This is a genomic window from Aeromonas sanarellii (genome assembly GCF_000820085.1).
GTDB lineage: Bacteria > Pseudomonadota > Gammaproteobacteria > Enterobacterales > Aeromonadaceae > Aeromonas > Aeromonas sanarellii.
The window spans coordinates 1-11,669 of the sequence record NZ_CDBN01000095.1; the positions used below are offsets into that span (position 1 = coordinate 1).

Here is an 11,669-nt window from a genome sequence, read left to right on the forward strand (position 1 = left end):
CGTCCACCCCCTCCACCCGACCGGAGTCCACCAGCAACTGCCAGGCCAGGTAGCAGAGAAAGAGCACGCCGCCCCAGTGCAGGACGCCGGCCACCAGGGGCCAGCGGGACAGGGCGCCGCCGAGGCCCAGCCCCATCAGCAGCAGCAACAGGATGAAGCCCATGGTCGCCCCCACCACGTGGCGCAGGCTGGCGGGGAAGCCGTAACGGGCGCCGGTGCCGAGGGCGACCAGGTTGACCGGACCGGGGGAGATGGACATGGCCAGGGCAAACCCGGCCATGGAGAACAACAGACTGATTTCCATGGATGATGCTCGTAAAAGGAGTGGAGTCTCCACCCTAGTCATTCGCCCCCGCCCGATATTGAAGGAAATTGCGATCCCCCGGAAATCCACACACATTGCGGGCTTAGCGCCAGCCCCCGCTTGCGGTAAACTGCCCTTCAATCCCCCATTTTCAGGACATCTCAATGGACCAGTTTGCCCATATCAGCGCCCAGGATGCCCACCAGAAGCTGAGCGCCGGTGAAGCCCGTCTCGTGGACATTCGCGATCCCCAATCCTTCGAGACGGCCCACGCGGTCGGCGCCTTCCACCTCACCAACGGCACCCTGGTGCGCTTTATGAACGAGGTGGACTTCGATACCCCTGTCATCGTGATGTGCTACCACGGCAACAGCAGCCAGGGGGCGGCCCAGTACCTGCTGCAACAAGGCTATGACGAGGTCTACAGCCTGGATGGCGGTTTCGAGGCCTGGCGCAGGGAGTTCCCGATCCAGGCGGGGGACGCATGACGGAGGCAGGCAACTCCTCCCCGGCCGGCATGATCCAGCTGCTGGTGCTGGGCGACGCCCGCATGGCCCAGGCGCTGGTGGATTACCTCGCCACCCTGGGCATCCCGTGCGAGCTGACCCAGTCCGAGCTCGGCGTCTCGGTCTGGCTGGCGGACGAGCGGCGCCTCGCCCAGGCCCAGCAGGAGGTGAAGCGCTTCCTGGCCGAGCCCAATCATCCCCGCTACATGGAAGCCTCCTGGCAGTCTGGCCGGGCCGACGCCCGCATCGACTACAGCAAGGGGATGACGGATCCGATTACCGACTTTCTCCATCAGGCGGGCCCCCTGACCCTGGTGGTCATCATCGCCTGCCTGGCCATCTATGCCCTGGATGCCATCGGCCTGCCCATCTTCGACGAGCTCGCCTTCCACCCCACCCTGGCCCAGTTCACCGACTGGCAGGCCTGGCGTTACGTCACCCCGGCCTTCATCCACTTCTCGGTGCTGCACCTGGTGTTCAACCTGCTGTGGTGGTGGTATCTGGGGGGCCAGATCGAGCAGCGCCTCGGCAGCGGCAAGCTGTTCATCCTGCTCATCGTCGGGGCAGCCCTCCCCAACATCGCCGAATTCTTCGCGAGCGGCCCGCGCTTCGGCGGCCTCTCCGGGGTGGTCTATGCCCTGCTCGGCTACAGCTGGCTGCGCGCCAGGCTGCAACCGGATTGCGGCCTCGCCATGCCGCCGGCCCTGATGGGCTTCATGCTGGTCTGGCTGGTGCTCGGCTTCTTCGACATGCTCGGCACCCCCACGGCCAACATGGCTCACCTGGTCGGCCTGCTGGTCGGCCTGGCCCAAGGCTGGCTGGACAGGCACCACAGACCGGTGTGAGACCTGGTTGTCGGCAAAGCTCGGCAACCATAGCGACCGCCAACATGGCTCACCTGGTCGGCCTACTGGTGGGCCTTGCTCAGGGCTGGCTGGACAGGCACCACAAACCGACCTGACGATCCCTGTACCCATTGCCAGCAACGAAAACGCCGCCCCTTGGGGCGGCGTTTTTATTGGTCGGCCGGCTTACTGCTTGAGCAGGCTGGCGTCGGTCACCTTGACCAGAGCACCATCGCTTGCGAAGAAGCTGCCGAACTGGGTCTGCATCTCTGTGGTGACGGCGCCGGTCGGATCGAAGTCCTCGTCCGGTGCCAGCAGCGAGCTGTGCCCCCCGGCCACGAAACGGGCCGCATGGTGGCTGGCGGCGCCGGTGGCGGTCAGCGGTTGAAGGGCCAGCACCTTGAACAGCGGCTCGGTCCCACCCAGCGGGGCGGTGGCGATGCTGTTCGGGATCACCCGATCCGACAGGCTCAGGGCGTCGTCGCCGACGACTTCAGTGGCAAACAGCGGGAAGTCCGCCGCTATGCCGCTCCCCAGGTTGATCGGGTCTGCCGAATCCAGCACCGACTGGGCCGCGAAGCTGTAGCTCTGCAGGGTGCTGGCCGCGCTCGCCTGGGTGGCCGCATCCTGGCTCGGCAGGAACTCGTTGACGAAGCAGGTCGGCACCGCCGTCTTGCAGTTCGGGGCATAGGCGGTGAAGGCCGCCTTCAGGGCCGAGCTGCCGGCGGTCAGCACGCTCATCTGGATCGTCGGGCCGAAGGTCGGCGAGTTCAACAGCAGCGGCGCTATGCCGCCACCCGGCATGGCCAGGCCGCCGGTGTCGAACTTGAACAGGGCATCGGCCTGGAGATTGCCGATGGACTGGTTAGCCACCGCCAGCAGGTTGGCCCCGGCGATGGCGCCCAGGGAGTGGCCCAGGAAGTGCACCTTGAGGCTGCCTGCGGTGCCGATGGCGCCCTTGGCATTGGCCAGACCCACCGCCAGACGCAGGCCCAGCAGATCCGCCACGCTCTGTTTCAGGTTGTCGCGGGCCACGGTCAGGTAGCTCAGGTTCAGGTAGGGGGTCGGGTTCTCGGAGGTGGTCACCGAGTCCAGGCTGCCGGTCAGGGCGAAGCCGCGCTCGCCGTGCAGGGGATGATCGATCACCACCACGGCCACATTTTTAGCCGTTGGTTTGGCCTGTGTACCGGCACCGATCTGGCCCAGGGCCAGGGCATAGGCGTTCTCCTTCACCGAGGTGACGCCGTGCTGATAGATGATCACGTCTGTGATGGTCGTCAGGTCATCCGTTGCGGCGAAGACACGCATCGGCACGGACTGCACCTCTTCCAGCGCCGGCAGCGGGTTGAAGCGGCCGACGTTCATCTCGGGATCCAGCGGTTTGCCGCCGGAGGTGAGGGTCACCCCGATCAGCTTGCTCGCCTCCGCCAGCAGCTCGGCCTGACGGCTCGGATCGGCGATGAGTTCGCCCAGCAGGGCGGGATCCACGCCCGCCCCCACCAGACCGCCAATCACCTCGGCATCCTGGACCTTCAGGGCGTTGGCGATGGCGTAGAGGCTGGGGATGGCGCCGTGCCAGGACTGGGTCCTGGCCTTGTCCCAGGAGCCGGCGGTGGCCGGAGAGGAGAGGAAGTAGGGCAGCTTGACGGTGCCGGTATAGACCTGAGTCATGCCAGCCAGGCCTTTCAGTTGCGGGTTGGCGTCAACGGCGGCGGCAATCGCATCCTTCTGCTCCTGGGGCAGGAAGGCCTCGGCGTCCAGCTGGGTCAGGAAATCATTCTTGCCCGTCACGGCCAGGGTGTAGGTGCCGGGCAGGCTGGTATGGCCCAGGGCGTCCTGCTTCCACAGGCCGGCGGCGTCCAGGGTCGGGCTCTTCAGCACGGATGCGGCCGCCCCTTTCACCGCCACCAGCACGTCGGCCCCGGACTGGGTACCGAACCAGTCGGAGAAGATCACGTGGTCGCTGGTGATGCCGGTGGCCGCCTTGAACAGCCCTTCCTGCAGCGCGATCAGGCCGCTGATGGTCTGCTCCTGGGCAGTGCCGCCGGTACTGCCCTTGTAGGTGCTGTAGTCGCTGCCCGGACGCAGGGGGTTGCCCGTGCTGTCTTTCAACGAGTCGGTTGCGACGATCATGTAGTAGGAGGAGGGGTTGAGCGGCTTGAGCGGCACCAGGTTCAGCTTGCCGGCCGACTCGGCGACCACGAAGTCCACGCCATAGGTCAGTACCTTCTTCACGCCGCTCGGGCGCAGGGCGGCGCTGTCAAACTCCAGCTCCATCAGATAAAGCGGTGCCACAGAGGCGGCGAACTCGGCGGCGGCCGGCGCCTTGACGGTGATGCCGGAGGCAGTCACGGGCACTATCTGGATCGCCTGGGTGGTGGACCAGCCATCCAGGGTGGAGAGGGCGGAGACAGGGTTGGAGAGATCCGCCGTCTCGGTGGAGAACTTCAGGGTGCCGTCGGTGGCACGGGCGGCCAGGGCGCTGGGACGAACCGCGTTGGAACCGCTCAGCAGATAATCGAGATAGCTTGAGGTATCGCCTGTGTTGTCGTCACTGCCACCACAACCGCTCAGCAGCGCACTGATGACGGCCGCATAAATTAGCTTTTTCTTCATATCCTTATCTCTTTTATGTTGTTATCCATGATGAGCCTGACGGGGTAGGGTTCAAACCCGACCGAGCCATATTAACAGCAACGCAACAATTAATAAGCCCTCTGGTCGGTCATCTGATCTGATTTTTTTGTGTACAATGTCAAGGAATTGGAATCGAGCCCCGGCGCCAGAGGGTAGCAGCATCCGGCGGATAACCAGACCCGACCAGAGCCTGATCTGGGCAGTGGCGCAAAAAGCCGCCCCGATCTCGGCAAAGGGGGCGATTTGTCGGTAGAATGGCGCCATTGCTTAAGGAGACCCCCATGATCGACCCGAAAAAACTGGAAGAGATCGCCAAACAGATTCACAACGCCCTGCCCCCCGGCATTCGCAGCATGGGTGAAGAGGTGGAGAAGAAGACCCGCCAGGTGCTGCAGGCCCAGCTGAACAAGCTGGATCTGGTCAGCCGCGAGGAGTTCGACGTGCAGACCAAGGTGCTGCTGCGCACCCGGGAGAAGCTGACCGCCCTCGAGGCCAAGCTGGCCCAGCTCGAGCAGCAGCTCGCCGCCAGGGACGAGTGATCCGGGCCCGCGCCCGCCGCACATAACACAAACCCCAGCCAGGCTGGGGTTTGTCGTTTTTCACGTCCGGACAGGGTGCAGGCTCGATGGGATAAGCGAGCCAAATCTCCCCCCATCCCCAGCCCTTGTCCCGCGCGGCGGACGGGTGGGCAGAGGTTGATCAGATAAACTCGTAGGCGTCGCCGAAGATGCGCTCAGGCTCGGCGCCCAGCACCTTGAACTCTTCGCGGGCAGCGCCCGCCATCTCGAAGCGACCCGCCACATAGATGTCGTAGTCATGCAGGCTGACGAAGTCGTCCATGATGGCCTTGTGCACCAGGCCGGTCTTGCCGGTCCAGTCGCTCTCGGGCTCCTGCACCACGGGGATGAAGGTCAGCGGCGCATAGTCGCGCTCCCACTGCTGCATCTGCTCCAGCTCGTAGAGCCAGTGTGCCTGGCGCACACCCCAGTAGAGGAACACAGGGCGCTTGCTGCCGGTATCGATCAGGTACTCCAGGATGGCGCGGGCATAGGAGAAGCCGGTGCCCCCCGCCATCAGGATCAGCGGACGGGGAGACTCATCGCGCAGGAACGCCTTGCCGGCGGCCAGCTCGACCTCGATCTCGCCCTGCTCGCGCATGCGGGCCAGCACCTGGCCGGCATAGGCGTTTTCCGGGGTGGCACCGATCTGCAGCTCCAGCCGACCGGGGCGGGTCGGCGAGTTGGCGATGGAGAAGGGGCGCTTGTCCGAGTCGCTCATAACCACCAGCAGGTACTGGCCGGGTTTGAAGCTCACCTCCTGCTGCGGCGCCAGCGCCACGTGCCAGATGGTGTCGACATATTCGCGCAGTTCCTCTACGCGGCACTTGATACGTTGCATTCTTGTCCTTGTGAGGGGCCTGCCCGGCCCGCTTCGCTCATGGTTTCACTGTTTTTATGGCGACCAGCTCGTGGTCAGGTCCGTCGAGCATACCCAATTCGGCACGGCAATACCGCACTTTTGCATCGCCATGGCCGCCGGCTCGGGGGATCCCTCAGTCGAGGATCTTCAGCTCGTCCCAGAGGGCATCGATCTTATGCTTCACCGCCTCGTCCTGGACTATGGGCTGGCCCCACTCCCGGTTGCTCTCCCCAGGCCACTTGTTGGTGGCGTCCAGCCCCATTTTGGAGCCGAGTCCGGAGACCGGCGAGGCGAAGTCCAGGTAGTCGATGGGAGTGTGCTCGATCAGGGTGGTGTCCCGCGCCGGGTCCATCCGGGTGGTGATGGCCCAGATCACGTCCTTCCAGTCCCGGGCGTTGATGTCGTCGTCGCAGACGATCACGAACTTGGTGTACATGAACTGGCGCAGGAAGGACCAGACCCCCAGCATCACCCGCTTGGCGTGGCCGGGGTAGCGCTTCTTGATGGTGACCACCGCCATCCGGTAGGAACACCCCTCCGGCGGCAGGTAGAAGTCCACGATCTCGGGGAACTGCTTCTGCAACAGCGGCACGAACACCTCGTTGAGCGCCACCCCGAGCACCGCAGGCTCATCGGGCGGACGGCCGGTGTAGGTGCTGTGGTAGATGGCATCGCGGCGCTTGGTGATATGGGTGATGGTGAACACGGGGAACTCGTCCACCTCGTTGTAGTAGCCGGTGTGATCGCCATAAGGCCCCTCGGGGGCCATCTCCCCCGGCTCCAGATAGCCTTCCAGCACGATCTCGGCGCTGGCCGGCACCTCCAGATCGCAGCTCAGGGCCTTCACCACCTCGGTGCGGCTGCCTCGCAGCAGACCGGCGAAGGCGTATTCGGAGAGGGTATCCGGCACCGGCGTCACGGCGCCGAGTATGGTCGCAGGATCGGCGCCGAGCGCCACCACCACGGGGAAGCGCTCACCCGGATGGGCCTCCTGCCACTCGCGAAAATCGATGGCGCCGCCCCGGTGATCCAGCCAGCGCATGATGAGCTTGTTCTTGCCGATCTTCTGCTGACGATAGATGCCGAGATTCTGGCGTTTCTTGTAGGGGCCCCGGGTGATGGTGAGGCCCCAGGTGACCAGGGGTGCCACGTCGCCGGGCCAGCAGTGCTGGATCGGGATCTGGTCCAGATCCACCGCCTCCCCCTCCAGCACCACCTGCTGACAGGGGGCGGAAGAGAGCCGCTTGGTCGGCATGTTGAGCACCTGCTTGAAGATGGGCAGCTTCTCCATCAGCTCCTTGAAGCCTTTGGGCGGCTCCGGCTCCTTCAGGTAGGAGAGCCAGGTGCCCACCTGGCGCAGGGCGCCGACGTCGGGCTGGCCCATGCCCATGGCGACCCGATCCGGGGTACCGAACAGGTTCGTCAGCACCGGCATGGTATGACCCTTGGGATTTTCGAACAGCAGGGCCGGACCGCCCGCCCGCAGGGTGCGGTCGCTGATCTCGGTCATCTCCAGATAGGGGTCTATTTCGCGACTGATGCGCCTGAGCTGGCCTTTTTGTTCCAACTGCGCGATGAAATCACGCAAGTCCTTGTATTTCATGCAGGTACCCTAGCGGGATCAGGAGGTCCCGCATTATAACCCCGGCCGGGAATCCGGTGTACCCGTATCGGACATCATGACGGACGAGGCGTGACGCCGCTCCTGCCGGGTGAGCCTGTCCGCCAGCTGCCCCAGCAGCCTGGGCTCGTCCATCTCCAGCAGCAGTCCGGCCACCAGCCCGCCATATTGATGCTTGCCGAGCTCCGCCAGCAGATACTGCTGTGCCCCGTCCGGCAGCGGTGACAATCGGCTGAGCTGGTGCAGGGCGGGCACCATCAGGCGACCGTTGCGGCTGGCGGCGATCAGCAGATCGCTCGCCTCCTGGCCCGAGTAGAAGCGGGGAATGGTGTGCAGCGCCGCCAGGCTGTCGTGATCCACGGGTTGGCGCCACAGCTTGAGATAGAGCGCGGTGTCCCCCGTCCGCTCGATGAAGTGCAGCAGCAGCTGGTTGTCCGGCAGGAAGAGGTTGAGGGTGGCGAGCCGCTGCGCCTCGCGCCGCAGCACGGACGGCGGCTGCCGCTCGAGCACCGTCAGCAGCGCCTGCTGCTGCTGCGCCAGATCCGGATTGCGGCTGTAGTAGATCTGCTTGAAGTCGAAGCGATCCTGTTCCAGCAGCTGGCGGTAGTTGCCTTGCCAGGCGAGCTGCTGCCAGTGATGGAGCACCAGCCTGGCCTCGGCGGCAAAGTCATAGGCGGGCAGCTGGACCAGGAAGCCGTCCACCTCCCCCTCCACCAGCCATTGCGGTGCCTTGGCGGCCTGCTCCCGCACCCAGGCGATCAGCGCCGGGCTGGGGGCCTCGGCCGACTTGAGATCGCCCAGCAACCGGAACAGCAGATACTCCCGCTGCCCCACCGCCAGCGATGCCAGCAGCGAGTCCATGGCATCAAACTGCCCCAGCGCCAGCCGGCTGTTCAGGTAGTCGCGGTGACCCTGCAGCCCCTCGTCCGCCACCAGAGGGGCCTGCAGCCGAGGCGGCGTATCGGCGTGCGCCTGGGTAGCCAGCAGGCAACCAATCCATATGAGCAATACCAGCTTCATGACGTCCCTATCCTTGTGACATCTAGGCTCACATACTACTAAGCCAGCCGTGAAATAGATAAACAAAAACCGCGACCTGGGCCGCGGTTTTGTCATGCCAAGAGGCAGTTACTTCTGCTGACGCTTCATGGAGTCGAAGAACTCGTCGTTGGTCTTGGTGGCAGAGAGCTTGTCGATCAGGAACTCGATGCTGTCGATCTCCCCCATGGGGTGGATGATCTTGCGCAGTATCCACATCTTCTGCAGCTCGTCCGGCGCGGTCAGCAGCTCTTCCTTGCGGGTGCCGGAACGGGTGATGTCGATGGCCGGGTAGGTGCGCTTCTCGGCGATCTTGCGCGAGAGGTGCAGCTCCATGTTGCCGGTCCCCTTGAACTCTTCGTAGATGACTTCATCCATCTTGGAGCCGGTGTCGATCAGCGCGGTGGCGATGATGGTCAGGCTGCCACCCTCCTCGACGTTGCGGGCCGCGCCGAAGAAGCGCTTGGGTCTGTGCAGGGCGTTCGCATCCACACCACCGGTCAGTACCTTGCCGGAGGACGGGATGACGGTGTTGTAGGCACGGGCCAGACGGGTGATGGAGTCCAGCAGGATCACCACGTCCTTCTTGTGCTCGACCAGGCGTTTGGCCTTCTCGATCACCATCTCGGCGACCTGGACATGACGGGAGGCCGGCTCGTCGAAGGTGGAGGCGATCACTTCGCCCTTCACCATCCGCTGCATCTCGGTCACTTCTTCCGGACGCTCGTCGATCAGCAGGACGATCAGCTCGCAGTCCGGGTGGTTGTAGGCGATGCTCTGGGCGATGTTCTGCAGCAGCATGGTCTTACCGGCCTTAGGCGGTGCGACGATCAGGCCGCGCTGGCCCTTGCCGATGGGGGACGCCAGATCCAGCACGCGAGCGGTGATGTCTTCGGTGGAGCCGTTGCCACGCTCCATGCGCAGACGCTCGTTGGCGTGCAACGGGGTCAGGTTCTCGAACAGGATCTTGTTGCGGGAGTTTTCCGGACGGTCGTAGTTGACGTCGTTGACCTTGAGCAGGGCGAAGTAGCGCTCGCCCTCTTTCGGCGGCCGGATCTTGCCGGAGATGGTGTCGCCGGTGCGCAGGTTGAAGCGGCGGATCTGGCTCGGGGAGACATAGATGTCGTCCGGGCCGGCCAGGTAGGAGCCGTCTGCGCTGCGCAGGAAGCCGAAGCCATCGGTCAGGATTTCCAGCACACCGTCGCCAAAGATGTCCTCACCGCCCTTGGCGTGCGCCTTGAGGATGGCAAAGATGATGTCTTTCTTGTGCGCCCGAGCCAGATTTTCCAACCCCATGGATTCGCCAAGCTGTACCAGCTCGGACACAGGAGTGTTCTTAAGTTCAGTCAGATTCATAGTGGTGAAAGTCTGTAAGCAAGGATTGAAATGAGGAGACAGTCTGCTGGATTGATGCTGATCGGATTTGACTTGCCAGGCTTGTGAAGCAAAGAGTCAGGCAAAAAGGTTAGCAAACGAGCGATAAACTAGCACCAATCGGGATGAGCGTCTAGGTGATAAAACACAAGGAGCGCATTATTGCAATGCGCTCCTTCTTGATTATTACAGGTTACCGTCCAGGAACTCTTTCAACTGCGTCTTGGACAGGGCGCCGACCTTGGTCGCTGCCACTTCGCCATTCTTGAACAGCAGCAGGGTCGGGATACCGCGAATGCCGTATTTGGGCGGAGTGTCGGCGTTATGATCGATGTTCAATTTCGCCACGGTCACGCGACCTTCGTATTCCTGAGCAACCTCGTTCAGGATCGGGGCAATCATCTTGCACGGACCACACCATTCAGCCCAGAAATCGACCAGAACGGGGCTGTCGGCTTTGATTACATCGGCCTCGAAGCTGGCATCGCTCAGCTGAACAATCTTGTCACTCATCTCCAACTCCAGTCAGTAATTAAGGCTTTATTGATGGTTCAACAAAGGCAATAGTTGCCCTATTTGAAATGATCCTGTTTATTATTGCAAGCCTAACCTGATAACCTACCGCCATGAGCAAAACACATCTAACGACCGAAAAATTCGCCCAAATGGGCCTCGAACCCGAAGTTCTGGCTGGTCTGGAATCAAAGGGATTTCACTATTGTACGCCCATCCAGGCGCTCTCCCTGCCGCTGCTGGTAGAAGGTCATGACCTCGCCGGCCAGGCCCAGACGGGAACCGGCAAAACCCTGGCTTTCCTGGCGGCGACCTTCAACTATCTGCTGACCCACCCGCTGACCAGGCCGCGCCTCGTCAACCAGCCCCGCGCCATCATCATGGCCCCGACCCGGGAGCTGGCGGTCCAGATCTATAACGACGCGGAGAGCATGTCCGCCTCGACCGGTCTCAAACTCGGCCTCGCCTACGGCGGCGAAGGTTACGACAAGCAGCTGGCCGTGCTGGAGCAGGGCGTCGACATCCTGATCGGCACCACGGGCCGCATCATCGACTACTTCAAGTCCAAGGTCATCGATCTCGGCAACATCCAGGTCGTCGTCTTGGACGAAGCGGATCGCATGTTCGATCTCGGCTTCATCAAGGACATCCGCTTCCTGTTCCGCCGCATGCCCCCCGCCACCGAGCGTCTGAGCATGCTGTTCTCCGCCACCCTCTCCCTGCGGGTGCAGGAGCTGGCCTACGAGCACATGAACCACCCGGAACACGTGCAGGTCGAGCCGGAGCAGATGACGGGCGTGCGCATCAAGGAGGAGCTCTTCTACCCCTCCAACGAAGACAAGATGTTGCTGCTGCTCTCCCTGATGGAAGAGGAGTGGCCGGAGAAGGCCATCGTCTTCGCCAACACCAAGCACGTCTGTGAAGACGTTCACGCCTGGCTGGAGAACGACGGCCACCGCGTCGGCCTGCTGACTGGCGACGTGCCCCAGAAGAAACGGATGAAGATCCTGGACGAGTTCACCAAGGGTCAGCTGGACATCCTGGTCGCCACCGACGTGGCCGCCCGAGGTCTGCACATCCCGGACGTGACCCACGTCTTCAACTACGACCTGCCCGACGACGCCGAGGACTATGTCCACCGCATCGGCCGTACCGGCCGCGCCGGCAAGAGCGGTCACTCCATCAGCCTGGCCTGTGAAGACTATGCCTTCAACCTGCCGGCCATCGAGGAGTACATCCACCACCCCATCCCGGTCAGCAAGTACGACCGCGAGGCGCTGCTGGATGACGTGACCGCCCCGAAACGGGTGTTCCGCAACCGTCAGCCGGTGAACCGCAACATGCGGGATCGCCAGGGTGGCGGCAACAGCAACAACCGCCGCCGTCCGCCCCGCAAGAACTGAGGGACTGGC

General features: G+C 63.4%; 11 protein-coding genes. 4 read left to right on the top strand and 7 right to left on the bottom strand.

Features of this window, described 5'->3' with window-relative positions:
- Positions 1–304 (bottom strand): LysE family translocator (locus BN1132_RS17975; RefSeq protein ID WP_244462970.1); only part of this gene is annotated, 304 nt, incomplete at its 3' end.
- Between the two features lie 164 nt (positions 305–468).
- On the opposite strand from BN1132_RS17975, the gene glpE reads away from it, so the two are divergent.
- Both glpE and glpG read left to right on the top strand, forming a co-directional pair.
- Complete coding sequence (gene glpE / locus BN1132_RS17980; RefSeq protein ID WP_042079198.1) at positions 469–792, top strand: thiosulfate sulfurtransferase GlpE; 324 nt, start codon at positions 469–471, stop codon at positions 790–792.
- A gap of 29 nt (positions 793–821) precedes the next feature.
- A complete protein-coding gene (gene glpG / locus BN1132_RS17985; RefSeq protein WP_042079226.1) occupies positions 822–1,655 on the top strand; it encodes a rhomboid family intramembrane serine protease GlpG in 834 nt (277 codons plus the stop codon).
- A 186-nt stretch (positions 1,656–1,841) separates the two neighbouring features.
- On the opposite strand, the gene BN1132_RS17990 is transcribed toward glpG, so the two are convergent.
- Positions 1,842–4,271, bottom strand: coding sequence for a VolA/Pla-1 family phospholipase (locus tag BN1132_RS17990; protein WP_042079199.1), 2,430 nt, complete (start codon positions 4,269–4,271; stop codon positions 1,842–1,844).
- A gap of 302 nt (positions 4,272–4,573) precedes the next feature.
- On the opposite strand from BN1132_RS17990, the gene ubiK reads away from it, so the two are divergent.
- On the top strand, positions 4,574–4,831 hold the full coding sequence (gene ubiK / locus BN1132_RS17995; protein WP_042079200.1) for a ubiquinone biosynthesis accessory factor UbiK: 258 nt from the start codon (positions 4,574–4,576) through the stop codon (positions 4,829–4,831).
- A 160-nt stretch (positions 4,832–4,991) separates the two neighbouring features.
- Here ubiK and fre read toward each other — a convergent pair whose 3' ends face one another.
- From fre to trxA, 5 genes are all read right to left on the bottom strand, one after another.
- Positions 4,992–5,690, bottom strand: a complete 699-nt coding sequence (gene fre, locus BN1132_RS18000; RefSeq protein WP_042079201.1) for an NAD(P)H-flavin reductase — start codon at positions 5,688–5,690, stop codon at positions 4,992–4,994.
- 154 nt (positions 5,691–5,844) lie between these two features.
- A complete protein-coding gene (gene ubiD, locus BN1132_RS18005) occupies positions 5,845–7,314 on the bottom strand; it encodes a 4-hydroxy-3-polyprenylbenzoate decarboxylase (RefSeq protein WP_042079203.1) in 1,470 nt (489 codons plus the stop codon).
- A gap of 33 nt (positions 7,315–7,347) precedes the next feature.
- The gene (locus BN1132_RS18010) at positions 7,348–8,352 is read right to left on the bottom strand and encodes a hypothetical protein (RefSeq protein WP_042079204.1); all 1,005 of its coding nucleotides are present in this window, start codon (positions 8,350–8,352) and stop codon (positions 7,348–7,350) included.
- Positions 8,353–8,460: 108 nt separating this feature from the next.
- Positions 8,461–9,726 (bottom strand): transcription termination factor Rho, encoded by a 1,266-nt coding sequence (gene rho / locus BN1132_RS18015; protein WP_042079206.1) that lies wholly within the window; start codon positions 9,724–9,726, stop codon positions 8,461–8,463.
- A 204-nt stretch (positions 9,727–9,930) separates the two neighbouring features.
- A complete protein-coding gene (gene trxA, locus BN1132_RS18020; RefSeq protein ID WP_042079207.1) occupies positions 9,931–10,257 on the bottom strand; it encodes a thioredoxin TrxA in 327 nt (108 codons plus the stop codon).
- A gap of 113 nt (positions 10,258–10,370) precedes the next feature.
- Here trxA and rhlB point away from each other — a divergent pair, with 113 nt between their 5' ends.
- A complete protein-coding gene (rhlB, locus tag BN1132_RS18025; RefSeq protein WP_042079208.1) occupies positions 10,371–11,660 on the top strand; it encodes an ATP-dependent RNA helicase RhlB in 1,290 nt (429 codons plus the stop codon).
- Positions 11,661–11,669 lie beyond the last annotated feature (9 nt).